We start from the raw sequence: 22,866 nt of genomic DNA, 5'->3' as shown, positions 1-22,866 counted from the left end.
AGAGCGATCTAGGCTCCAATGTTCATTGAGGCTAGAGATTAAGGAGAGGCGAATGATTCCTGCGGGAGTAGACGTTGATGACATCGCCGATCAGCTCTCGGCCGATGGTGTGGCATTCTCCAATCCAGAACTGGCGCTTGACGACAACCTCCAGACCCACATCGCAGAATCCCTCCAACCCAACCACGGCATTGCTGTCGTTGATGTTTTTCCGGAGAAAATTCCAGATCTCCGCGATCTGACCACAACCCTTCAAGAGCAAACGGGACTTGACACAGTAATTCTCCAGGCGCCCATGCGGGTGTCCGCGGTCAGTAATACTTATGACCGGGCAGCCTTAGAGGCAGCCGAAGATTCGCTTCCCACTGGACTCGATCAGGTAACCCTACTTAATGATTTTTATGCCGTTGCAGATCAGTTCTCCGTGCCGTGGTTGTTGATTTTTGCGGTCGCGTTCACCGTTGCGGCGGTCGCCGGATGGGCGAGTTTCCGGGCAGCCGCCACGAAGGTTGAACCAGCCGATCGCTAGGCAAGAAGACGCCGACCAACACGCGCCGGCCTTCAGTGCAGGGGAGTAGGGAAGTGGCGAAAATCAACCACTAAGACTTGATTTTTCAGCGGGGGAGTGGTTGCCGCTATGCCTTCGAGCCTTCCAAAGCTAGGTATGCCACCAGACTTGAGACTGGCGCAGGGCGGACATTTTCTCGTCCCACTGGAGGGTGAAATCTCTGGCCGGCGGGCGGGCGATCCGAGGGCCAAAGCTGACGCCGCGAGGCAGGGCGCGCAGGGCGAAAGACCATTGGGCCCTCGCACTCAAATGCCGCCCCCTTAAGCATCCTCCGAATGGTGTGCCGGTAGGAAGCCACTCCCGAAGAAAGAAGGACACAAGACAAGGCTTGGGACGCGACAAAGGGGGGCGGCGCCCGATGGGTACGGCGGGTGAAGTCCGGGGGTTGAGTGAGCAACATCACAGTCACACCTTGGTAACAATGTCATTGCAGGTTAGATGCGCCTGTAATGCCGTGTGGTCATGCGTGGCTTATGTGAAAGATGGGGAAAGTGTGCGAGAAGGCGTGTCGGTGACGTATGGTTCACGTATCGACTCACGGGTTGACTATTGCTCCATACGTTCATGGACCAAGCCTTGACTCTCAACTGATTTGTCGCACGGGTATGTGGGGAAGCACGCCACGAGCGAAGGGAACTGTTGAGGTTCACCGCCTGGTGGATGACCGTCGCACCACCATGTTGATGCGCATTGCAGTACAGTTTGCTCGGCGCAGTCGGTACCAGTGTTCAATTTTTTTAGATATCGAAACACCTACCTCCCGAGTGGAAGAGGCTTCATACACTTCATACGCATGCCTTTTTGAGGGCTGCGTCGGCCTGGGTTCCATCGGTTTCCGGTTGGGTGCCAGCCACGAGGGCTTGCGCGTGCGCCACTATTGGCGCGGGGCGTGACCCTTCCATGAGCGCGGCGCCGAGCGAGGAGGAACCGACATAGGACTTATCGCCAGATTAGGGTGTGTGCCCCCTCATCGCCGGATCGCGCAGTCATATTTAAGTGCGCTCTATGCGGAGCAAACGAGCCCGCGAGTGCGCAGTCTGACTTGCTTTTATAAAGCGGTCCGGCTTGATGTTGGTGCACACACGAGACGCCGCGCAGTATCGTGTTGCCCTGTGTCAGTGATGGTGCAGGCCACTTATTCGACCTATATTGTCGTGAAGTTGCTAGCAACCATCTAGGGCAACCCGCGTAGGCATACCCCGGTCAGCACCGGGTGCCAGCCTCTTCGGTCCCACTATTCCTTTGGGCGCAACCGTCGTCGTAACATCCTGTGGGAAGTCCGAGCCAGCTATGCGTACCTTAACTACCGTTATGCCTGGCTGACTCGTTGCCTGTACCGCTCGATGTCCGGCACGTATGCCTGCACGACACGCATGACAGTTCCAATGAGGTAGGTGCCTAGGAGATAACTCTCGTGGCCACCACATCGTCTTTTGGCTTCCGGCGTTTCAAGGCAGCTTTCGCTGCCATTGCGACCACCGCGGCCCTGTCTACCGCTTCTTCGCTCACTCCTGCAGTGGCGGAGGAGCCTGAGCGGCTCAATATTGAGTCGCTGCTGTCCTCTGATAGTCCATCCATCGCTGACCTCGCCGGCGCCATCGCTCAGATTGAGGAACGCATCGCGAAAGCGGAAGCCGAAATCGGCATCCAACGTGAAACCGTCAACCGGGCGCTCGTTGATCTCAATGACGCTCGCACCAAGGCAGCCCAGGCTCGCCAGGGAACCACGACGGCTCGCCAGGAGCTTGATGATGCCCAGGCAGACGTCGCCGATGCACAAGCCAAGCTGGACGAGGTCTCACGCTCTGCCTACCGCCGAGCAAATACCTCTGACGCCGTTTCCCATGCGGCCGGCAAGGATGCCCGCTCGGACATGTTGGAGCGCCAGTCCTACCTCCGCTCGCAATCAGAGAAGCAACAGGCCGTTGTGAGCGATCTGGAAAAGGAGCGCACGGAGAAGGCCAACAAGGAGTCGCAGCTACGCAAGACCCAACAGTTGGCTGAGGAGCGCGCAGACAAGGCGGCCGATGCCGAGTCCGCTGCACGCGAACAGCTCTCCGCTTCCGAAGCTTCAATTGAAGAATCTGCGGCCGAGCGCGAGGATCTTCTCTCTCAACTCTCATCTCTCCACAAGGCCCTTAATCAAGTCAAGGGTGTTGACGACACCGAACCGTCAAGTCCAGAGACCGGAATGAACGTCAATGATGAGGCCTTGTCGGCTGCGGAAGGGGCTGATTCTCAGGACACAACTACAGCCCCAGCCGATGACGCGACAGAGCCGACCCCAGAAACTGATGACGTCGCGGCCGCCGGCCCTTCAGCCTCCGAGGCGAAGAACCCTACTTTGCAATCACAACGCTCTGCGCCCTCCGTTTCTGCTGAAGACATGGATGCGCTCTCGAGTGCCGCAAGCACTGTGGTCAACGATCCCAACGTGCGGGAACTGTCGTCGACAAGCACTGCAAGCTCCGCTGAAGCGGGGACGGCTTCAGGCGGCAGCGGCAGCTCCTTCGACCCGAGCGGGATCGATGCTGAGACCGTTGCATTGGGCATTGGCGCGGTAGGAACCGTAGCTTCCTTGATCGCCGCTTCTCAGCCAGGCCACAGCAACAGCTTGAGCCAGGACGAGATCGACGCTTTGGTCGAAGGCTCCTCGAAGCTTTTCGCCCTCCAGGGCGAAGGCGCAAGCACCGCGGAGGCTAGCGATTCCGCTTCCGCGCCTTCGGATGAAGGCACTTTGGAGTCCGAGGTTTCCGGTGTGCTGGATCCACTTGACACGACTGATAGCGTCACGGATAAGGTTTCCGAATCTCTGGGGGATGCCTCACGTGAGGCAAAGATCGAGACTGTCATTTCGCGCGCGACGTCCCAGGTAGGTGTTCCGTATGCGTGGGGCGGTGGCGATGCAAACGGTCCCACCCAGGGCATTCGTGACGGCGGCGTGGCGGATTCCCACGGTGACTACAACAAGGTCGGCTTCGACTGCTCGGGCCTGGTTCTCTATGCCTTTGCCGGAGTAGGCATCTCCCTGCCGCACTACACCGGCTACCAGTACCAGAAGGGGACCAAGATCGCACCGAGTGAGATGGAGCGTGGTGACCTAATCTTCTACGGCCCAAGCGGTAGCCAACACGTGGCTATCTACCTTGGCGATGGCACGATGGTTGAAGCCCCGCAGTCTGGTCAAAACGTCAGCATTACCCCTGTGCGCCAAGGCGGCATGGCACCCTATGCCGTGCGCCTGATCTAGAACTGCCCGTTGCTAGACTGGGCTGCATGACTGACACACTGCGTACTGCCCAGGGCAACGCCCACAGCACCGATTCGGTGCCCTCTTCATTCGACGCCCTCCTCGTTCTTTCTTTCGGTGGCCCGGAAGCAAACGAGGAGGTCGTCCCGTTTTTGGAGAACGTTACCCGTGGCCGCGGCATTCCGCGCGAGCGCCTTATCGAAGTTGGGGAGCACTACTTTCACTTCGGTGGTAAAAGCCCCCTGAACGAATTGAACCGAGAGATTATTGACAACGTAGCCGCGGAGCTCAAGGCTCGCGGACATAATCTACCGGTCTACTTTGGTAACCGTAACTGGCATCCCTTCGGAACAGAAGCTGTCGAGAAAATGGCCGCCGACGGAGTGCGCAACGTCGCTGTCTTTGCTACCTCGGCGTGGGGTGGCTACAGTGCGTGCCGTCAATACAACGAAGACATCGTCGCTTTGCGCAAGTACGTCGAAGACAAGAACTTGCCCGCCATGACCTTCACCAAGCTTCGTCAGTTCTTCGATCACCCGAAGTTCATCGAAGAGATGGCTGCCGCGGTCCGAGATGCCTACGCACAGGTCCCAGAAGACAAGCTGGCTAGCACCCGCATGCTGTTTACTGCCCACTCAGTTCCAACGGCGCACGATGCAGTGGGGGGTGCTGAAGGGGATAAGCACATTTATTCCCGCCAGGTGGCGGAAGCTTCCCGTCTCGTCGCCGAGGCAGCAGGGGTGGAGGACTATGACCTTGTATGGCAGTCGCGGTCAGGCAACCCGGCTACTCCATGGCTAGAGCCGGACATCGTCGACCACACGACGCTTATCCACCAAGAGGACGGTGTTGACGGCGTCGTCGTGTGTCCCATCGGATTCATCTCCGATCATATGGAGGTCATCTGGGACCTCGATTCAGAACTGAAGCAAGCCGCCGAGGAGATGGGGGTTAGCGTCTATCGCACCCACACCGCTGGTCCAACCACTCGTTTCGCCTCGCTCATCGTGGACCTCATCGATGAGCTGGAGCAGGGGACCGAGCCCGTTTCTCTCGGAGACGTCACTGTCCAAGGTTGCACCGTCGATGGTGCCCCCTGCGCTGAAGGGTGCTGCGATATCTGGTCGCTGCACAAGCCGCATTAACGCGCGAAATCCGTGAGCGCGTAGGTCACGCCAGCCATTCGCGTTTGACGGATGTGGCGCCATAGGCGCAGCAGCTGTGGATCGAGACTGTGGTCCTGGATGCGGTCGGTCACTGTCTCGATGATGGCCGCGACACGATCAGCGCGCGCAAAAAGTTTTGCCGCGCGCCCCGGCACCGCAGCGGGTAAGCCCGGAGTGTCATAGAAGTCACTGAGAGTTCCCACCGTCAGCCGCGGATTGGGGAGAGCATCCCTGCGGTAGCCAAGAGCCTCGATGAGTGCTGCGGATTCATTCGTCGCGGCGCTCAAAAGCGCATCAGCCTCGCCCGGGCTTAGCCACGCAGGTGAGGGGAGCGCAGCAGTTTCCTCAATTACCATCCACTGGGTGGCGCCGTGGGCATAAGAGGGCACCAGCACTAAATGACGGTCTCTATCGTTGGTCCGCACCACGATAGCGCCGGCCGGATTATTAGCCGCTGCACGCGCCGAATCCGAGCCCGCCGGTAGTGCTGGCGCCTCGCCTGGGCCAGAAAGGATGAGTCGCAGGAGGGGCTCGCGTTCACCGCGCTCGATAATGGAGATGGTTTCTCGTCGAAGAAGTGACATAACATCAAGGAAGGGTTCTCCGTTCGCCCCCTGCTGTTCCCCGCCTAGCTCGCGGAGTGCATCAAGGAAATCATCGGCGGATTCGTGTCCCCACAGCCACGCGCCAAGCCAGACGGCGACGTTTTGTACAGGGGACCAGACTTCGGCGCGCATATCCATGGCTGGACAGTGTAGACGATAGGGTAGACCGCTATGAGCTTGAATTCCCGGGATCCTTACGGCGGCGACATTTTCGCCGGACATGCACGCAACAAGAAAACCGAATACCCCGAGGTACCCGCAGAACCGGGGCTGGTCGTCGAAGTTCGGGGAGACGATTTCGTGGGGGCGGTGATGGGCGTGGACAAGACCGCGTGGGGGCCAGTCGTGCGCCTCGAAGATCGTCACGGTACCGAGCGAGTATTCAAACTTGTCAAGGGCGGCTTCCTTGTGGAGGGGCAGCCGGTGACGCTGACGAGATACGTCGAGAAACAAGCGCCCAGAAAGTCAAACTCTGGATCGCGCCGCGTTGAGAACGTTGAGGCGAAAGTAGCCGCGCCATCGCGCATTTGGGTCGAAGGTATCCATGATGCGGCGATCGTGGAGAAGGTCTGGGGGCACGACCTGCGCGTAGAGGGCGTGGTAGTCGAATACCTCGAGGGTCTAGACAACCTCGAGGAACGCCTCGCTGAATTCCAGCCCGGGCCGGGGCGCCGCGTGGGAGTTCTCGCGGATCACCTCGTAGAAGGCTCAAAGGAAACGCGGTTGACGCAAACGGTGGGCGAGCACGTACTCGTGACCGGACATCCCTTCATTGATATCTGGGCAGCCGTCAAACCTGAGCGCCTAGGGCTGCGCGCCTGGCCCGAAGTTCCCTATGGGGAGGACTGGAAGACTGGTATCTGCCGGCGAACGGGCTGGTCCGATCCCAAGGAAGGCTGGAGCCGTGTTTATAATGCCGTCAATTCCTTCCGGGATCTCGATTCCACGCTCATCGGCGCTGTAGAACGTCTCGTAGACTTCGTCACGACGCCGGAGCTGCGCAAAGAAGATCTTCTTTAGTTCGAATTCACTCGGTCGATGAGATTCACCGCGAGCTGACACCCAGCGGTTTCCGCTGCCCAGCCTGCCGCCTGGAGGCGCTGGGACATAGCCTGTTTGGAGATACCCAATTCCTCGGCGGCCTCATTCTGGTTCAATCCACCGCGCACTAGGGACGTAGCCTCGCGCCCTTCCATCGTGCGCTTAGTGAGTACGAAGCCGAGGAGAGCGAAGGCCGCTGCAATATCCTGCGCTTCCTGCGCCCGCCCGCGCCGATCAACCTTGGCGTAGACATGCCCCGCGCGTGCCGATCCCTTCACGGCAGCGGTAGCGACGGCGCGCGTCTCGGCATCTCCAGCGCCCTCGCCCGGGACAACACCGATACCGATGGCCCAGTCACCGTCCGCAAGGAGTGCCATGACGACATCGCAAACCGCGGAAGAGGAGTAAGCAACGGCGCAAATATCCTCGACGCCCAGGACCTCGAATTCACCGATGCCCTCCAGCGTGGACAGCGCTGCAGCGGAGCGTTGGACCAAATCGGCGCGGCGCACCGAGCGACCGCGGTAGCGGGCATGGACTGCTAGCACAGTGAGAGACTCCTTCCAGCGAGAAACAACGTTTAGTCTACCCCTTGCGCTTGACCGGTTGCTGCATGCCGGGCTCGATCGGCAAACGCGTGTCTAAAATGAGCCCGGCGATTCCGATTGCAGCGGCGAGGACAAAGCCAACGATGGTGTAGGGGCTTGTCTTACCGGTGAGCGCGTCCCCGAAAAAGACACCGATGGCGGTCGTAGGAATCGAACCGATGAGAGTGGCGATGGAAAACTGCAGGACCGAAATTGGGGTGAGGGCCGCGACATAGTTTAATAAGGAAAACGGAACTCCACCGACCATCCGCAACGAGGCCACGGCGAGCCAACCGCGGCGGTCCAGGCGCGCATTGATGGCATACACCGCTGGGTGTGTGAGATGCGGGCGAATCCATTCACCAAGCAGGCTGCGGACTATCAGCAGGGAAACAGTGGCGGAGATGGTCAGTGCGACGAGGGAGATGACCAGCCCGAGCCACGGGCCGAAGAGGAGCCCCGCGGCTAAAGTCCATACTGTTCGGGGGATGGGGAACTGCGTGAAGAAGATATAGGCGCCGGCAAAGGCGATGAGGAACCATGGCCCGAGGTGCTGCGACCAAGAACGGAGCGCAGCGAGAGAGGGGACGTCGACAAACACGGCAAGTATCACCAGCGCCGTGCCGGTGAGGATTACCGCCGCCCAACGCTTCCACGTCCAGCGGCGGCATGTCTGCCAAGCCGAGCGCGCCAAAGACGTACAAAAGTCACCGACGCTGTGCACCCAACCAGTTTTCATAGGGCTACAAGCTTAATCAGAGTGAGGCCAAAATCCTCATTGAACACCAACGCACCCGCGAGTCGCGGTGTCTGCGGGCCCATAGAGGCTGTTTACAGTTATGGCACGTCGAAGAAGAAGGCGACCGTAGCGGAAGAATCGGAACCTTCTAGCAGCCCGGCAGCTTAGCAGTCTGCGTAACGAGCGTACTCACCCCGCAAGCGAGCATGAGTGACATAAACGGGTTCGTTGTCCGCAGCGTGCCGCAATTCCTCTGTGAGGCCGCTCATGACCGCATCGCGGGCTTGCGCATGGGTGGCGTGGAAGCTCATCACTGTGCCATTAACGACGGCGTCACCGCGCCGTTTAACCACAACATACTGAGAGCCCTCGGGGGCCACCACGAACCTACTAGAAGGCGGCATCAACAAACAGCTCAAAGACCTAGCAGGAAACCATCGTGGCATGTTCGATGAGCATCAGCGCATCACCATGGACTGGTGGCTCTACACCCACACCGAAGACCCTGTAGCGCCACTGGAGTTAGCCAAGCAACAAGACTTCGGACGCCAAGGAGAAAAAGCAGCACGCGCAGCCTGGGCAAAAGAAGAACTCAAACGACGCGGCCACCCAGACGGGCGACCTGCCACATTCGATACCGGCATCGACAATGAGTGGAACCCCAGCTTAGGCGTAAGAAAAGGCTGGGCCGGACGCTCCTAAATCCACACGAAATGTCCCTTAGTGCGACACGCCGCAAATCCACACGAAATGTCCCTTAAGCCGGGGGCTTCGACTACATGGCGCTGGGCGGTGAAAGGATCGAGATAGGTAAAAGTAGCGTTCATACGCACCCACTGTACCGAGACGAAAACCCCGTGACTCACCTGTCATTTCTGACAATGTGAAACACGGGGTTTCTATTTGTGCCCGAGGGGGGACTTGAACCCCCACGTCCGTTAATAGGACACTAGCACCTCAAGCTAGCGCGTCTGCCATTCCGCCACCCGGGCTAGGGTGTTTGTTCAGCCTCTCGGCTGGGCACTCGCATACTGTATCCCGAATTGGCATAACTTCACAAATCAGCACTTCAAACAGTGTTTTAAAGCTTATTCTGAGTGTTGAAAACACACTGATGAAACTTGCTAGACCCTCGAGCAGGCCCTCAAGTTTGAGGTTGAGTTTATGTCGATAACCCAAGGCCGAATGCCGGCGCGGGTTTTAGCTTTCCGGTACAAATGGATCTATGACTAAGAACACTTCAGATTCCATTGAGAGCTACGCCACCGATTCCCGTTTTCCGGGCCCGGACCCTTATGCACCGCTGGGAGATGTCCCCGCGTTTACCGTCACGTCCTCCGATATCGAAGAGGGCGCAGAGATCGCAGAGCGCTTCCGCGCTCCTGAGAACATCTCACCGCAACTCTCGTGGTCGGACGTACCCGAGGGAACCAAGTCCTTCGCTGTCACCTGCTTTGACCCGGACGCTCCGACGGGTTCCGGCTTCTGGCACTGGGCTGCGTTCAATATTCCGGCTGACGTACGTGAGCTTCCTACGGGAGCAGGCTCCGCGGAAGACCTTGGGCATGAAGGTGTCATCAGCTTGCGCGGAGACTCCGGCCAGCGCGTTTATTACGGTCCCCAGCCGCCAGCTGGTCATTCCCCGCACCGCTACCTCTTTGCGGTCCACGCTGTCGACGTTGAGCGCCTCGACATCGACCCGGAGGCAACGCCGACGGTCCTTGGGTTTAACCTTTTCATCCACACCCTCGGCCGCGCGATTACTTGGGGCTGGTACGAGGCCCATTAATACGGCCCATTAAACTCGGCACAATGACTAGGAATTCGGATACCAACCCCACGACTGACGGAGTAGATATCCCCGCCGCCCTGCGCGTGGGCGGCGCTTTCATGTTGCTGGCCGCCGTGTTAGCACTATTTGGGCTCGTATCGATTTTCACCGACGGCTGGGGCGCCACCTTTGAATGGACATGGCGCCGCCTCGCCATCGTTGGTGCGGCGCTGCTCGTCGGTGCATTCAGCACCCAACGCCGCGATCAGCGCGGCAGCCGCGAGCAAATCATTGCGCTAGTCCTGGCGCTGGTGCTCATCATTGCTAGCCGCGCACTGCCCAGTACAGTCCTCACCACGATGGGGCAGTACGTGGTCTTCCTCTACGCCGTGGCTGCAGGCCTGTGCGCGGTCATTATCCGCCGCACACTGCGTTAAGCGAAACGCTTAAAGCGCGGAAGCCCCATCCGCGCTTCGCTTCATCGACAGGGCTGAGCCCCTCGAAAAACTCTACGGGGTCTTAGTCGATCCATCCCAGGCCGGAGCCAACTGCCTCCGAGATGTTACTGAGGCCGTGCGCGTGAATCTGCTGGGCAATGCCGCGGTGGATATCGCGAATCCAATCCGGTCCACCGTAAATCAGTCCGGTGTAGCCCTGCAGCAGCGAGGCACCGGCAGTGATACGCTCCCATGCCTGCTCCGGCGTGGAGATTCCTCCCGCCGAGACCAGCACCAGTTCATCGCCCACGCGGGTGTGAAGGCGCTTCAGTACCTCCAGCGCACGTGCAGCCACCGGAGGGCCCGACACGCCACCCGCGCCCATGGCAGCGACCTCGTCAGACGGGGTTTTCAAGCCCTCGCGGGAAATAGTGGTGTTGGTAGCCACGATTCCGGCCAAGCCAACTTCCACGGCCATATCCGCCACGGCATCAATATCTTCATCGCTGAGATCGGGAGCAATCTTGACCAAGACCGGCGAAGAAGTTGATGCCACCACGGCCTCCATGATGGGGCGGAGAGACTCCACTGCCTGCAGGTCACGTAATCCTGGGGTATTAGGGGAGGACACATTAACCACGACATAGTCGGCCAGATCCCCCAGCACAGATGCGCATTGACGGTAGTCATCCACAGCATGGTCGGCGTCGGTGACCTTGTTCTTGCCAATGTTGATGCCCACGACATCGTTGTAGCGGCGCTTGCGTAGATTGCGCGCGGCGGCCAGAGCACCCTCATTGTTAAAGCCCATGCGGTTTAGGATTGCCTTGTCCGCCTTGAGTCGGAACAGGCGGGGAGCAGGGTTTCCGGGCTGCGCCTTCGGGGTGATGGTGCCCAGCTCGGCATAGCCGAAGCCAACGGGGGTCCAGACATCAGCAGCCGCCGCGTTCTTGTCGAAGCCGGCCGCCAACCCTAGCGGGCGTGGGAAACGCACCCCAAAGACTTCCTGCTCCAATACCGGATCATTAACCGGTACCACCTTTCCCAGCGCGCGATTGAGCGGGCCACCGGCTTGGAAGATAGCGAGCCCGCCGTTGATGATTCCGTGGATTCGCTCTGGGTCGAGTTTAAACATTCCCTTCAATGCTGCCTGGTAGGCAGCATGGCGGGCGCGGTCAAGGGCGGAGTACTGCATGAAGTGTCCTTAGCTGAGGTTGCGAATGAGGTCTTTGAGACCGGATGCTAGCGCGGTGATGCGTCGAGTTGCGGATCGGTGATGAACTGGAGGCCTTCACCGGATGCGGAGGCGGTGACGAGGGTGCCGTCGCCCAGCACAGCAATCGTGCGTGCATCAGCTACAGTGTCCATGGTGCCAACGTTTTCTGGGACGCCCGCGGAAACGGTATAGGCGTGGAGATGGTTGTTATCGGTGGTGGTTACCCACGCCAGTGTGCGGCCGGCATCCCAAGCCACGCCCCACGGTGTGCCGTCGGTGTTGCCGTACTGGTGCAGGCGAATAACATCGCTGGCAGTGTAGATAGCCACGCGTTTGCCTACGGTGTCCGATGCCACGACCACGGCCCCTTCGCCGCCGGAGATCTGGCCGACGCCCTGGCCTACGCGAAGACGCCCGCCCGCACGGTCCTTTTCCCAATCGAGAGATTGAATCGTCGAGTCTTCCCTTAAGACGCGGACGATGCCGTCCGCACCATCAGAAACAGGAACGGAAATGAGCTGATCCGAACCGGCCTCCACCGTGATGCCGGTACTGCGTTCCCCGTCGCGGTACACGCCGACGGTGGCCGAGTCCTTTGAACCAACGAATACTTCACCGCTGGAAGCCTCCGCGGCTACCGTTACTGGCTGCTCCTCATCCACTGCCAATTCCTGAGGGGAATCCGGCTGAGACGGATCAATAAGCAAGACTTTTTCCCCACACGCGAGGAGGAAATGCTTGTCAGAAGCAGTCAGGTCGCCGCACTTCTGATCGACGGAAATCTGCGTGGCCTTTTCTTCCTCAAAGTCCGCAGCCGAACCTACAGCGAGGGAATCCTCGGTGCGCACGGCGAGGGTATCACCCACCGCCGCGAGGTCAGTCACGGCAGTGTAGGGCACGACGGTGCCCACTGGCTTCGATGACTCTGGGGAAGAAGCGGGTTCAGCCTTGCCATAGACCGCCGAGTTGGGGTCCCCGCCAACCCCTTCCGTGGGATTGCAGGCGGCAAGGGCACATGTGCTGGCAAGAAGGGCAGAAGAAAGCAGGACTCGACGCATTTTCACGATCCCTCATCCTAGCAGTCAGCGTGGTGGAAACCGGAAGCCATGGACCGCGCTAGTAGGCTGTCGCGGGTGACTACAACAGCTACAACTGACGCCATGACATGGGTACAGGTCATCGTCTTGTCTCTTGTCCAAGGCCTCACCGAATTCCTCCCCGTGAGCTCTTCGGGGCACCTACGCATCGTCTCCACGCTCTTTTGGGGGCAGGACGCCGGCGCCTCCTTTACTGCCGTTATCCAGCTCGGCACTGAGTTAGCAGTGATTGTGTACTTCGCGGGAATGATCTGGCAGATCCTCAAAGGGTGGTTCATAGGTCTCGTGCACAAGGAGCAGCGTGGCCAGGACTACCGCATGGGGTGGATGGTCATCGTCGGCTCAATCCCGATTGGCATCCTCGGCGTCCTGGGCAAGGACCTGATCAGGGATAACTTGCGCAACCTGTGGATTACGGCGTCCATGCTCGTGCTTTTCTCCGTTGTCTTCATCATCGCTGAGAGGGTGGGCAAAAAGGAACGCAGCTTCGAGGAATTGACGATGCGCGATGCCATCGTCATGGGCCTATGCCAGTGCTTGGCTCTCATCCCAGGTGTCTCGCGCTCGGGAGGCACGATTTCGGGCGGCCTCTTTTTGGGCTTGGATCGTGAGGTGGCGACGCGCTTTAGCTTCCTCCTCGCCATTCCTGCGGTTATGGCTTCGGGCCTGTTTTCGCTTGGCGACGCCTTTGGCCCCACCGTGGGGCAATCTGCCACCGGCGCCCAACTGCTCGTCGGCACGCTCATCGCGTTCGTCGTCGGCTATGCGTCTATTGCGTGGCTGTTGAAGTTCGTGGGTAGCCATTCATTCGAGTGGTTTGCGGCCTACCGCATCCCTGTCGGGCTCCTCGTCATGCTCTTGCTGGGCCTCGGAGTGCTCGCCCCTTAATAACCGGGCATGCGCCAGTTGCGGAGTCAGTACACGTTAGGATGGTGCCCATGCACTCTTGGCCTGTCCCGCACATCGATTCCGTACCTGGCGCCCCGTCGCCGCTTCACCTCTATGATTCCGCTGATGAAGAGGTAAAAAAGCTCAACATCGAGGGGGAGACCGCCACCATGTATGTCTGTGGTATTACCCCGTATGACTCCACCCACCTGGGCCATGCGGCGACCTATCTCACCTTTGATCTGATCTACCGCCAGCTGCTGGATAACGGCTACAAGGTGAATTACGCCCAGAACATCACCGACGTGGATGATCCGCTCTTCGAACGCGCGGAGCGCGATGGCGTGGATTGGCGCGAGTTGGGTACCTCGCAGATCAATCTTTTCCGCTCCGACATGGAACTGCTCTCTGTGTTTCCTCCGCAGCACTTCGTTGGGGCGATGGAAGCCATCGATGAGATCACGGAGATGGTGCAGGCGCTTCTCGACGCAGGTGCAGCCTACGTCGTCGATGACCCCGACTATCCGGACGTCTACGCATCCATCGAGGCCACGAGGAACTTCGGCTACGAATCGAATTGTTCCCGGGAGCAGATGGAGACCTTCTTTGCCGAGCGCGGCGGTGACCCGGACCGCCCCGGTAAGCGTGATCCGCTAGATGCCTTGATTTGGCGTGCCCACCGCGAGGGCGAACCCGCCTGGGAATCTCCTTTTGGTCCGGGGCGTCCGGGCTGGCACATTGAGTGTTCTGCCATCGCGACCAACCGGCTCGGCTCCAGCTTCGATATTCAGGGTGGAGGTTCGGATCTCAAGTTTCCGCACCACGAGTTTTCTGCGGCGCATGCTGAGGCCGCCCGTGGTGTCAAACGCATGGCCCAGTCCTATGTGCACACCGGCATGATTGGCTTGGAGGGCACCAAGATGTCCAAGTCTTTGGGTAACCTGGTCTTCGTCCACAAGCTAGTGGAGGCAGGCGTTGATCCCTCTGCGATTCGCCTTGGAGTATTCTCCAGCCACTACCGTGAGGACCGGGACTGGTCCGACGAGGTCCTGCACACCGCGCAGGAGCGTTTGGAGCGCTGGCGCGCGGCCTCCCGAAACCCAGGAACCGTGGAAGAGATCAAGGACGTTGTCCACAACGTGCGCCAAGCGTTGGCAGACGATGTGGATACCCCGCGCGCTATTGCGATTCTTGATCAGTGGGCTGAGAATGCCCCAGGGGCAGTGGATGCGTCCGAAGAAGCATCTAATGTGCTGCGCACTGCAGTTAATTCCTTGCTTGGCGTGCGCCTCTAGGAAACTTCAGGCATGATTTAGCTCATGACGATTCGTGCAGAATTCCAGCCCACCGTTGATGAGTTCATATCCAACCTGCAGTCCTTCGCTACCGGGGATTACCTCAAGGAAGAGGAGAAGGAGTTCTGGGAGGCACCGTTTGATGCTTCGGTGCTCCCAGACCTCCGCTCCATCTTGGAGTCCTTCCTCGAGAACCTGGATAAACTTCCAGATGATCCAGATGGTGGTCTCCTGGGAGCTGCGGTGCGTCCTTCCGTCGAGAAGCTCGCAGCTTTCAACCGCAAGAATGCCGACGCTGTACTTGAGCCGGAGGAGAAGGAGGAGCTCACCGAGCTTATTCACTCGGCCTCCGCAGCAACAGGTGCAGATGATGAAGCCCTCGCGCAGCTACCGGAGCTGGATTTCTAATTGACTGATACCGATCAGACAGCACATACCTGTCGTCCCGCTGCGATCTTCTGGGACATGGACGGCACACTCACTAACTCTGAACCTTTATGGGAAGAGGCCACCTTTTACCTCTCCGAGACGTTGGGGCGCCGGCTGACACCTACTGAGCGTTTGGCGACGGTCGGCGCGACCTTCGAGGACACGCTCGCGATCTGCGCTGACAAAGCCGGCGTCGAGCTCCAGTCTGGTGATAGCGAACGCTACCGCATGCTCATGTTCGACTACGTAAAGTCGCTATTTGCCGAGCATCTCGAGATATTCCCGGGAATTTCGGAGCTTCTTGGTGAGCTCAAGGATGCGGGAATGCCGATGATGGTGACCACGAACACTGAGCGCTACGTGGCGGATTCCGCAATCGCGGCGTTGGGCCGAGACTATTTCGTTGACACGATCTGCGGCGACGAGGTTCCCAACGGCAAACCAGCTCCTGATATGTATGCCAAGGCTGCCCGCCGGGTAGGTGCTCGACCCCAGGATTGCCTCGTATTCGAGGATTCGGCGGCCGGTATGCGCGCCGCGGTTGACGCGGGTTGCACGGTCATTGGCCTGCCGGAAGGGGAGCATGTTGCAGTCCCAGACGAGGTCACTGTCATCGCCGAACTGCGAGGCAGTGGGCACCGCCACCTGGAAGGTGCGACGGCGCGCGATATTTATGAGTGGTATCAGCGCTTGCGCTCACTGTAGCCGGAGAATTTCGGCCGGGGTGCAGAATTTTATGCAGCGGTGTGGAAGAATATTCTTTTGTGAAGAATTTTGAAAGCCTGTTTGAGGAACTGTCCCAGAAGATCGCCGAACGCCCCGAAGGCTCCGGCACCGTGGAAGCCTTCGATAAAGGAATCCACCACTTGGGCAAGAAAATCATCGAAGAGGCTGGCGAAGTGTGGATTGCGGCCGAGTACCAGTCTGATGAGGAACTCGCTGAGGAGATGTCGCAACTGCTGTACTGGCTCCAGGTTATGGCGCATAAGCGCGGCCTGAAGCTCGAGGATATTTACTCCTACCTTTAGTCGGCCCCTTGCCGTCCTAGTACACAGCCAACATCACAGTCAGCGTAGAAAGTACCGCACACCAATGATCAAAATTGCCGTCCCCAACAAGGGGTCTCTGTCCGAGGCCGCCCTCGAAATCCTGAAGGAAGCTGGATACAAAGGCCGTGGGCACAACAAGTCACTCAACGTCGTGGATGAGGAGAACGGAGTCGAGTTCTTCTTCCTGCGCCCAAAGGATATTGCCATCTACGTGGCGCAGGGCGTCCTGGATCTGGGCATCACCGGCCGTGATTTGGCACTGGATTCCCGCGCAAAGTTCAACGAAGTTCTAGCCCTGAATTTTGGCGGCTCCACCTTCCGCTATGCCGCACCGGCGGGGGAGGAGTGGGACGTCGCCAAGCTGCAGGGCAAGCGTATTGCCACGTCTTATCCCAACGTGGTTCGTGATCACCTTGCAGCCAATGACATCGACGCGCAAGTCATCCGCCTTGACGGTGCGGTCGAGATTTCGATTCACCTTGGTGTCGCAGATGTCATTGCCGATGTGGTTTCCACAGGCACCACACTGCGCCAGCAGGGCCTTGAACCCTTCGGTGAGCCCATCGTGACTTCGGAGGCTGTGGTGATCAAGCGCGAGGGCGAAGACGTCACTGCAGATGAGAACGTTGTGCTCAGTCGTATCCGCGGAATCCTCAATGCACGCCACTTCGTCATGCTCGACTACAACGTGGCAGAGGAAAAGCTGCCTGAGGTCGAAGCAGTGACTCCTGGTCTGACGGGACCGACCATCTCTCCTTTGGCCCGGGAAGGTTGGGTCGCCGTGCGCGTCATGGTTCCCCGCAAGTTGGCGAATCAGGTTATGGACAGCCTCGAAGGGCTCGGAGCAGAAGCGATTCTCGCTTCAGATCTGCGCATTGCCCGCTTTTAGGGGGTTATTCCAAACATTTTATTCGCGCACCTAGCTACTATGGTGGCTGACCATCATCGTTCTTCGATTTTTATGCAAGGAGTCAGCCCCGATGGCAAAGACAACTAAGAAGGATGCTCAGCCAGAGGCCAAGGAGACCAAGGACGTGAAGTCTGAGGTCGAGGAAAAGGCCACTAACAAGTCTTCGAAGGCCCCGTCTAGCAAGAAGACGCGTACTGAGACTGATCTTCTCGGCTCCGTGGAGGTTCCGAGTGATGCGTACTACGGCGTTCACACGCTGCGCGCTATCGAAAACTTCCAGATTTCCTACGTGACCATCAACACCATCCCGGATTTCATCCGCGGTATGGTGCAGGTCAAGAAGGCCACCGCGATGGCTAACCGCCGTCTGCACGTCCTTCCTAAGAAGAAAGCAGAGGCAATCATCTGGGCTTGTGACCAGATCCTGGAAGAAGGCCGCTGCATGGACCAGTTCCCGCTGGATGTCTTCCAGGGTGGTGCTGGTACCTCCCTCAACATGAACACCAACGAGGTTGTAGCCAACCTGGCGCTCGAGTACCTCGGTGAGGAAAAGGGTTCCTACGACGTCATCAACCCAAACGATGATGTCAACATGTCCCAGTCCACCAATGACGCGTACCCAACCGGCTTCCGCTTGGGCATCTACTACGCCATGGAGGACCTCATCGAGCGCATTGATACCCTCCAGGCAGCATTCCACGCCAAGGGCAATGAGTTCGTTGACATCCTGAAGATGGGCCGCACCCAGCTGCAGGATGCCGTTCCGATGACCCTTGGTGATGAATTCAAGGCCTTTGCGCACAACCTTGCGGAAGAGCAGGCCATCCTGCGCGACGCCCAGAAGCGTCTGCTGGAGATCAACCTCGGCGCAACCGCTATCGGAACTGGCGTGAACACCCCGGCCGGCTACCGCCACCAGGTCACCGCCGCACTGTCCGAGGTCACTGGTCTGGAGATTAAGACCGCCCGCGATCTCATTGAAGCAACCTCTGACTGTGGTGCTTATGTACTGCTGCACTCCACCATCAAGCGTGCGGCAATGAAGCTGGCCAAGATTTCTAACGACTTGCGCCTGCTGTCTTCTGGTCCGCGCGCTGGCCTGGCAGAGATCAACCTGCCGCCGCGTCAGGCTGGTTCCTCCATCATGCCGGGTAAGGTCAACCCGGTTATCCCGGAGGTTGTTAACCAGGTCTGCTTCAAGATCTTCGGTAATGACCACGTCGTCACCATGGCGGCTGAGGCTGGCCAGCTGCAGCTCAACGTCATGGAGCCTGTCATCGGTGAGGCGCTGTTCCAGTCCATCCGTATCATGGGCAACGCCGTCGATACCCTGCGCGAGAAGTGCGTCACGGGCATCACCGCAAACGCTGATGTGTGCCGCGCTTACGTGGAGAACTCCATTGGTATCGTCACTTACCTGAACCCGTTCATCGGCCACCACAACGGTGACATGATTGCTAAGGAGTCCCTCAAGACCGGCAAGGGAGTCAAGGAGCTTGTTCTGGAGAAGGGCCTGCTCGACGAAGAGACTCTCAACAAGGTTCTGTCTGTAGAGAACCTTATGCACCCAGAATTCCGCGGTCAGCTCTACATCGACGAATAGAGCTGTGCCACAGCACTAGCGTATAGAAACGCTGATGCTGCACGCCACGCGCCCGCGCTGCCTCGTTGAAGGTAGCGCGGGCGCGTCGTTTTCTTTCAGTGGCTGTCCACGTCTAAAGCCCCTTGGATCTCCTTCCAGCGAAGGGGGTGTGTAAACGGACACAATCGGGCCTGAATACTCGCTAAAGCCACACCAATAAGGAAGAATAAAAACTGTCAGTTCTCGCGCCATGGTCGTGTACTGACCGTCGCGCGAATTACCACCCATACTGCAGTTAAACTGCACATATTGGAGTAACACAATGGTTGTAGTGCACATCCTCATCGTCCTTGCGGCGATTTATCTCGGTGCCCGAATTGGTTCGATCGGCATTGGCATGGCCGGCGGCTTGGGCGTCCTGCTTCTCGGCCTGAGCGGCGTTCCCGTTACACGCGAAGACATTCCTTTCGATGTCATCGGCATCATCATGACCGTTATCGCGGCCATTGCTGCTATGCAACGCGCCGGCGGCATGGACTATCTGGTGTACCTCGCCGAGAAATTCCTTCGCAAGAATCCTAAGAAGATCACGTTCTATGCCCCTGTCGTGACCTGGCTTATGACCGTTCTGGCGGGTACCGGCCACACGGCATTTTCTACACTTCCCGTCATCGTTGAGGTGGCCAAGGAAGGCAAGGTTCGCCCATCCCGTCCGCTGTCCATCTCTGTGGTGGCCTCACAAATGGCCATCTGTGCCTCGCCTATCTCCGCCGCCGTGGTGTTGCTAGCCTCCCTCTTGGAGCCCATGAACGTGGGCTACTTGCAGATCCTCGCCGTGCTCATTCCGGCGACATTTCTCTCCATTTTCCCTGCCGCGTGGATTGCCAACCGTTCCGGCGCGGAGTTAGAAGATGATCCCGTATACCAGGAGCGCAAGGCCCAAGGCTTGGTAAAGATGCCGCAGGGCTCCCAGAATTACAGCCCGGTACAGGGCGCTAAGACCTCCGTCATCATCTTCCTCGTTGCCATCGTCATCGTTATGCTGTGGGCCACCCTGACATCTTCTCAGGTGGGACTCATCGAAGAGCCGACTCTGCCCCGCAATGAAGCCATCATGACGGTGATGCTCACTGCCGCAACCCTTATCGTGATGATCACCAAGATCTCCGCCGGCGACGTACTTAATACGCCAGTGTTCAAGTCGGGCATGTCCGCCTGTATCTGTGTGCTTGGTGTGGCCTGGTTGGGCACCACGCTCATTAACCACTACATGGAGGACATTCAGGCCATCTCCGGCTCCGTCATCGAATCCGCCCCTTGGCTGCTGGCCGTCGTGCTCTTCTTTGCTGCGGCGCTGCTGTACTCGCAAGCCGCGACCACCAAGGCTCTCATGCCGGCGGCTCTGGCCCTCGGCGTCAACCCACTGACCGCTGTGGCTGCCTTCCCTGCGGTATCCGCTCTGTTCATCCTGCCGACCTACCCGACCCTGTTGGCAGCCGTTGAGATGGATGACACCGGCTCGACCCGCATCGGAAAGGCTGTCTTCAACCACCCGTTCATCATCCCCGGCACCGTTAGCATCGCCTTGTCTGTCCTCCTGTGCTACGCCTTCGGTGCGGTCCTGCTTTAGCATCATCTAGAAATTATCTAATGTTGCTCAAGAGGCTTCTTTAGAGCGCTAAGCTGGTGGGCATGACTACGCAACCTTCTGATGTTGACATTGCCCAAGCCCACCAGCTCGAACCCATCACAGATATTGCCGCCCGCGCTGGAATCCCAGCGCCCGCCCTCATCCCTTATGGGCAGAACAAAGCCAAGGTGGATATCACCCAGGTTGGGGATATTCCCGCCGATGGCAAGCTGGTACTCGTCACTGGTGTCTCTCCGACACCAGCCGGCGAGGGAAAGTCCACCGTACTTATCGGTTTGACCGATGCCCTCACACAGCTTGGCAAGAAGGCAATCGTCGCGCTTCGCGAACCTTCTCAAGGCCCCGTCATGGGTATCAAGGGTGGCGCTGCGGGCGGCGGCTACTCGCAGGTTGTACCGATGGAGGACATCAACCTTCATTTCACCGGCGACTTCCACGCTATCGCCGCGGCCACTAACACATTGGCCGCCATCATCGATAACCACATCCACCAAGGCAACGCCCTCAACATCGATCCGCGCCGCATCACCTGGCAGCGCTGCATTGACGTCAATGACCGCGCTCTGCGCAACGTCGTCACCGGTCTTGGTGGCCCAGCGCACGGAGTGCCGGGGGAGACCGGATTCACCATTACTGCGGCGTCGGAAATCATGGCCATCCTCGGTCTCGCTACCGATTTGGCAGACCTGAAGAAACGCCTCGGTGATATCACTGTGGGCTACACCTATGACCAGCAGCCGGTAACCGCCCGCGACTTGGGCGCAGAGGGCGCACTCACCGCCCTGATGCGCGATGCGCTGAACCCCAACCTAGTCCAGACCCTGGGCGGTACGCCGGCTTTCGTCCACGGCGGTCCTTTCGCCAACATCGCTCATGGCTGCAACACGCTGTTGGCCACCCAGACTGCTATGCGCTTCGGCGATATCGTCCTCACGGAAGCAGGTTTCGGGGCGGACCTCGGTGGCGAGAAATTCATGGACATCAAGTCCCGCTTTGGTGAGCTTGATGTCGCCGGCGCCGTCGTTGTCGCGACCATCCGCTCCCAGAAGTACAACGGCGGACAGCCGCGCGAGGAACTCACTACCGAGAACTTGGAGGCGCTAAAGAAAGGCGTGGTGAACCTCGAGCGCCACGTAGAGAACGTGCGCAAGTTCGGTCTCAAGCCAGTGGTCGCGCTCAACCTCTTCTGGAGCGATACTGAGGCCGAGCGCGAGTTCATGCGTCAGTGGGCAGCTGACTTCGACGTGGCTCTTGAAGAAGCAGAGGTGTGGGCGAAGGGTGGTGCAGGGGCGACTGCGCTAGCTGAGCGCCTTCTGAACAACCTCTCCCAAAGCTCCTCACACCAGCTCTACGATCCCGCTGAGGGAATTGAGGCCTCCATCGACACCATCGCCAAGGAAATCTACCGCGCCGAGCGGGTGGAGTATTCTTCCAAGGCGTTGAAGGATTTGAAGTACATCAAGGACAATGGTTGGGAGCAGTTCCCAGTCGTCATTTCCAAGACCCAGTACTCTTTCTCGGATGATCCGAGCCAGCTCGGCGCTCCGGAGGGCCACGTCCTGCACGTCCGCGAGCTGCAGCCGCGCACAGGCGCTGGTTTCATCGTGGCGCTGACCGGTGATGTCATGACCATGCCGGGCCTTCCCAAGAAGCCTGCAGCGAACAACATCGATGTTGCCGCTGACGGTTCCATCTCTGGGTTGTTCTAAGCCGCGGCACGGTCTACGCAGCGCGACGTTCTACGAGGTCTGGTCGGGCCACCCGGGATACTCGGGTGGCGTACCGCCAAAAGCCGGGCAGAGGTCTTGGAACGAGCACCAACCACACAGCTTTGACGTCTTCGGCCTGAAATCTCCGGCCTTGCCATCGCCTTCGATTTTGGCCCAGAGCTCGCCTAGGTCACGCTCGAAGTACTCGAGCTCTTCTGGCCCGGGCGTGAGGAACATCGAATCCAAGACCTTGAGGTACATCAGCCGCAGCTGCGTGGGGATGGTGCCGAGCAGCCGCCAGTACACCAGCGCGTAGAAATTCATTTGGAATTGCGCGTCCTGGGAATACCGGGGAAGCGGCTTCTTTCCCGTCTTATAGTCCACCACGCGCACTTCGCCGGTGGGGGCAACGTCTACGCGGTCGATGAACCCGCGGACAGGCACACCGTTGGGCAGAACGGTATCGACGTACATCTCGCACTCGTGGGCGTCGAAACCTTGGGGGTTTTCCATCTGGAAGTACCCCTTGATGAGCTGGCGTGCTTCGACGAAGAAATCCAGCTCCTCGGGCTCGGGTACCAATTCACGCAGCTCCGGATCGGAGTCGAGCATCACCGCCCATTCGGGCTTAATCATTTTCACCGCGGCCGGGTACTCACGTTGCTCGCGGGGCAGCTGGTGCATCTTCTCCAGCACAGCGTGGACCAGTGTTCCCTTGACCTGAGCTTTTGTCTTAGGTTCAGGCAATTTGTCAATGGCCCGGAAGCGATAGAGCAGAGGGCATTGCTTGTAATCGGAGGCACGGGAAGGGGAGAGGGCTAGTCTTTTCGGCATAATGTTCCTCAGCCTAGCGCATAGGCAACCTCGTTCCCGCCC

The 22,866-nt window shown here is 58.9% G+C and carries 22 protein-coding genes, 1 tRNA gene and 1 pseudogene; 16 read left to right on the top strand and 8 right to left on the bottom strand.

Annotated elements, in window-relative coordinates; translation table 11 throughout:
* The first annotated feature begins 52 nt into the window (after positions 1-52).
* The 3 genes from ABZS45_RS04430 to ABZS45_RS04420 all read left to right on the top strand — a co-directional run bounded on the left by ABZS45_RS04430 (position 53) and on the right by ABZS45_RS04420 (position 4,963).
* Complete coding sequence (locus ABZS45_RS04430; protein ID WP_412100803.1) at positions 53-529, top strand: DUF6676 family protein; 477 nt, start codon at positions 53-55, stop codon at positions 527-529.
* A 1,453-nt stretch (positions 530-1,982) separates the two neighbouring features.
* The gene (locus ABZS45_RS04425; RefSeq protein ID WP_412100802.1) at positions 1,983-3,818 is read left to right on the top strand and encodes a DIP1281 family NlpC/P60 protein; all 1,836 of its coding nucleotides are present in this window, start codon (positions 1,983-1,985) and stop codon (positions 3,816-3,818) included.
* 26 nt (positions 3,819-3,844) lie between these two features.
* The gene (locus tag ABZS45_RS04420) at positions 3,845-4,963 is read left to right on the top strand and encodes a ferrochelatase (protein ID WP_412100801.1); all 1,119 of its coding nucleotides are present in this window, start codon (positions 3,845-3,847) and stop codon (positions 4,961-4,963) included.
* Here ABZS45_RS04420 and ABZS45_RS04415 read toward each other — a convergent pair.
* Positions 4,960-5,727, bottom strand: a complete 768-nt coding sequence (locus tag ABZS45_RS04415) for a hypothetical protein (protein ID WP_412100800.1) — start codon at positions 5,725-5,727, stop codon at positions 4,960-4,962. The two genes, ABZS45_RS04420 and ABZS45_RS04415, sit on opposite strands and share 4 nt — an antisense overlap.
* Positions 5,728-5,760: 33 nt before the next feature.
* Here ABZS45_RS04415 and ABZS45_RS04410 point away from each other — a divergent pair, with 33 nt between their 5' ends.
* A complete protein-coding gene (locus tag ABZS45_RS04410; protein WP_070444785.1) occupies positions 5,761-6,609 on the top strand; it encodes a DUF3097 domain-containing protein in 849 nt (282 codons plus the stop codon).
* Here ABZS45_RS04410 and ABZS45_RS04405 read toward each other — a convergent pair.
* The 3 genes from ABZS45_RS04405 to ABZS45_RS04395 all read right to left on the bottom strand — a co-directional run bounded on the left by ABZS45_RS04405 (position 6,606) and on the right by ABZS45_RS04395 (position 8,360).
* Positions 6,606-7,178, bottom strand: coding sequence for a MarR family transcriptional regulator (locus tag ABZS45_RS04405; protein WP_412100799.1), 573 nt, complete (start codon positions 7,176-7,178; stop codon positions 6,606-6,608). The two genes, ABZS45_RS04410 and ABZS45_RS04405, sit on opposite strands and share 4 nt — an antisense overlap.
* Positions 7,179-7,215: 37 nt before the next feature.
* Positions 7,216-7,956, bottom strand: coding sequence for a TVP38/TMEM64 family protein (locus tag ABZS45_RS04400; RefSeq protein WP_412100798.1), 741 nt, complete (start codon positions 7,954-7,956; stop codon positions 7,216-7,218).
* A gap of 164 nt (positions 7,957-8,120) precedes the next feature.
* On the bottom strand, positions 8,121-8,360 hold the full coding sequence (locus ABZS45_RS04395; RefSeq protein WP_412100797.1) for a hypothetical protein: 240 nt from the start codon (positions 8,358-8,360) through the stop codon (positions 8,121-8,123).
* On the opposite strand from ABZS45_RS04395, the pseudogene ABZS45_RS04390 reads away from it, so the two are divergent.
* Positions 8,332-8,658 (top strand): annotated as a pseudogene (locus ABZS45_RS04390) (IS256 family transposase); the annotation flags it as partial. The gene ABZS45_RS04395 and the pseudogene ABZS45_RS04390 overlap by 29 nt on opposite strands.
* Before the next feature lie 204 nt (positions 8,659-8,862).
* Here the strand turns inward: ABZS45_RS04390 and ABZS45_RS04385 are convergent.
* Positions 8,863-8,948 (bottom strand) — tRNA-Leu (locus tag ABZS45_RS04385).
* A gap of 233 nt (positions 8,949-9,181) precedes the next feature.
* Here ABZS45_RS04385 and ABZS45_RS04380 point away from each other — a divergent pair.
* The gene (locus tag ABZS45_RS04380; RefSeq protein ID WP_412100796.1) at positions 9,182-9,745 is read left to right on the top strand and encodes a YbhB/YbcL family Raf kinase inhibitor-like protein; all 564 of its coding nucleotides are present in this window, start codon (positions 9,182-9,184) and stop codon (positions 9,743-9,745) included.
* Positions 9,746-9,768: 23 nt separating this feature from the next.
* Complete coding sequence (locus ABZS45_RS04375; protein ID WP_216381938.1) at positions 9,769-10,164, top strand: hypothetical protein; 396 nt, start codon at positions 9,769-9,771, stop codon at positions 10,162-10,164.
* 82 nt (positions 10,165-10,246) lie between these two features.
* On the opposite strand, the gene ABZS45_RS04370 is transcribed toward ABZS45_RS04375, so the two are convergent.
* Positions 10,247-11,359 (bottom strand): quinone-dependent dihydroorotate dehydrogenase, encoded by a 1,113-nt coding sequence (locus tag ABZS45_RS04370; RefSeq protein WP_412100795.1) that lies wholly within the window; start codon positions 11,357-11,359, stop codon positions 10,247-10,249.
* 47 nt (positions 11,360-11,406) lie between these two features.
* Positions 11,407-12,438: a hypothetical protein gene (locus ABZS45_RS04365; protein WP_412101137.1), complete on the bottom strand. Its 1,032-nt coding sequence runs from the start codon at positions 12,436-12,438 to the stop codon at positions 11,407-11,409.
* A gap of 75 nt (positions 12,439-12,513) precedes the next feature.
* Here ABZS45_RS04365 and ABZS45_RS04360 point away from each other — a divergent pair, with 75 nt between their 5' ends.
* From ABZS45_RS04360 to ABZS45_RS04320, 9 genes are all read left to right on the top strand, one after another.
* Positions 12,514-13,365 (top strand): undecaprenyl-diphosphate phosphatase, encoded by an 852-nt coding sequence (locus ABZS45_RS04360; protein WP_412100793.1) that lies wholly within the window; start codon positions 12,514-12,516, stop codon positions 13,363-13,365.
* A gap of 50 nt (positions 13,366-13,415) precedes the next feature.
* On the top strand, positions 13,416-14,660 hold the full coding sequence (mshC, locus tag ABZS45_RS04355) for a cysteine--1-D-myo-inosityl 2-amino-2-deoxy-alpha-D-glucopyranoside ligase (protein ID WP_412100792.1): 1,245 nt from the start codon (positions 13,416-13,418) through the stop codon (positions 14,658-14,660).
* Positions 14,661-14,684: 24 nt separating this feature from the next.
* The gene (locus ABZS45_RS04350; RefSeq protein WP_412100791.1) at positions 14,685-15,068 is read left to right on the top strand and encodes a hypothetical protein; all 384 of its coding nucleotides are present in this window, start codon (positions 14,685-14,687) and stop codon (positions 15,066-15,068) included.
* Positions 15,069-15,794: an HAD family hydrolase gene (locus tag ABZS45_RS04345; RefSeq protein WP_412100790.1), complete on the top strand. Its 726-nt coding sequence runs from the start codon at positions 15,069-15,071 to the stop codon at positions 15,792-15,794. It abuts the gene before it with no gap.
* Between the two features lie 59 nt (positions 15,795-15,853).
* Positions 15,854-16,117 (top strand): phosphoribosyl-ATP diphosphatase, encoded by a 264-nt coding sequence (locus ABZS45_RS04340; RefSeq protein WP_010186658.1) that lies wholly within the window; start codon positions 15,854-15,856, stop codon positions 16,115-16,117.
* Positions 16,118-16,181: 64 nt separating this feature from the next.
* Positions 16,182-17,027: an ATP phosphoribosyltransferase gene (hisG, locus tag ABZS45_RS04335; RefSeq protein WP_412100789.1), complete on the top strand. Its 846-nt coding sequence runs from the start codon at positions 16,182-16,184 to the stop codon at positions 17,025-17,027.
* A gap of 91 nt (positions 17,028-17,118) precedes the next feature.
* The gene (gene aspA / locus ABZS45_RS04330) at positions 17,119-18,651 is read left to right on the top strand and encodes an aspartate ammonia-lyase (RefSeq protein WP_412100788.1); all 1,533 of its coding nucleotides are present in this window, start codon (positions 17,119-17,121) and stop codon (positions 18,649-18,651) included.
* A gap of 301 nt (positions 18,652-18,952) precedes the next feature.
* On the top strand, positions 18,953-20,260 hold the full coding sequence (locus ABZS45_RS04325; protein ID WP_412100787.1) for an anaerobic C4-dicarboxylate transporter: 1,308 nt from the start codon (positions 18,953-18,955) through the stop codon (positions 20,258-20,260).
* 62 nt (positions 20,261-20,322) lie between these two features.
* Positions 20,323-21,990, top strand: a complete 1,668-nt coding sequence (locus tag ABZS45_RS04320; RefSeq protein ID WP_412100785.1) for a formate--tetrahydrofolate ligase — start codon at positions 20,323-20,325, stop codon at positions 21,988-21,990.
* Positions 21,991-22,020: 30 nt separating this feature from the next.
* Here ABZS45_RS04320 and ABZS45_RS04315 read toward each other — a convergent pair whose 3' ends face one another.
* Entirely contained in the window at positions 22,021-22,824 is an 804-nt protein-coding gene (locus tag ABZS45_RS04315; RefSeq protein ID WP_412100784.1) for a RecB family exonuclease, read from the bottom strand.
* Between the last annotated feature and the right edge of the window lie 42 nt (positions 22,825-22,866).

The organism is Corynebacterium aurimucosum, from assembly GCF_046895345.1.
GTDB classification, from domain to species: domain Bacteria; phylum Actinomycetota; class Actinomycetes; order Mycobacteriales; family Mycobacteriaceae; genus Corynebacterium; species Corynebacterium aurimucosum_G.
The sequence above is the reverse complement of the archived record's forward strand: the minus strand, read 5'-3'. Positions and strand labels throughout refer to the sequence as shown.

Bases quoted from the DNA above. Each gene is read 5' to 3' on its own strand.
- ABZS45_RS04430 (WP_412100803.1), top strand. From the start codon at position 53: ATGATTCCTGCGGGAGTAGACGTTGATGACATCGCCGATCAGCTCTCG.
- ABZS45_RS04420 (WP_412100801.1), top strand. From the start codon at position 3,845: ATGACTGACACACTGCGTACTGCCCAGGGCAACGCCCACAGCACCGAT.
- ABZS45_RS04415 (WP_412100800.1), bottom strand. From the start codon at position 5,727: ATGGATATGCGCGCCGAAGTCTGGTCCCCTGTACAAAACGTCGCCGTC.
- ABZS45_RS04410 (WP_070444785.1), top strand. From the start codon at position 5,761: ATGAGCTTGAATTCCCGGGATCCTTACGGCGGCGACATTTTCGCCGGA.
- ABZS45_RS04400 (WP_412100798.1), bottom strand. From the start codon at position 7,956: ATGAAAACTGGTTGGGTGCACAGCGTCGGTGACTTTTGTACGTCTTTG.
- ABZS45_RS04395 (WP_412100797.1), bottom strand. From the start codon at position 8,360: ATGCCGCCTTCTAGTAGGTTCGTGGTGGCCCCCGAGGGCTCTCAGTAT.
- ABZS45_RS04380 (WP_412100796.1), top strand. From the start codon at position 9,182: ATGACTAAGAACACTTCAGATTCCATTGAGAGCTACGCCACCGATTCC.
- ABZS45_RS04375 (WP_216381938.1), top strand. From the start codon at position 9,769: ATGACTAGGAATTCGGATACCAACCCCACGACTGACGGAGTAGATATC.
- ABZS45_RS04370 (WP_412100795.1), bottom strand. From the start codon at position 11,359: ATGCAGTACTCCGCCCTTGACCGCGCCCGCCATGCTGCCTACCAGGCA.
- ABZS45_RS04365 (WP_412101137.1), bottom strand. From the start codon at position 12,438: ATGCGTCGAGTCCTGCTTTCTTCTGCCCTTCTTGCCAGCACATGTGCC.
- mshC (WP_412100792.1), top strand. From the start codon at position 13,416: ATGCACTCTTGGCCTGTCCCGCACATCGATTCCGTACCTGGCGCCCCG.
- ABZS45_RS04350 (WP_412100791.1), top strand. From the start codon at position 14,685: ATGACGATTCGTGCAGAATTCCAGCCCACCGTTGATGAGTTCATATCC.
- hisG (WP_412100789.1), top strand. From the start codon at position 16,182: ATGATCAAAATTGCCGTCCCCAACAAGGGGTCTCTGTCCGAGGCCGCC.
- aspA (WP_412100788.1), top strand. From the start codon at position 17,119: ATGGCAAAGACAACTAAGAAGGATGCTCAGCCAGAGGCCAAGGAGACC.
- ABZS45_RS04325 (WP_412100787.1), top strand. From the start codon at position 18,953: ATGGTTGTAGTGCACATCCTCATCGTCCTTGCGGCGATTTATCTCGGT.
- ABZS45_RS04320 (WP_412100785.1), top strand. From the start codon at position 20,323: ATGACTACGCAACCTTCTGATGTTGACATTGCCCAAGCCCACCAGCTC.
- ABZS45_RS04315 (WP_412100784.1), bottom strand. From the start codon at position 22,824: ATGCCGAAAAGACTAGCCCTCTCCCCTTCCCGTGCCTCCGATTACAAG.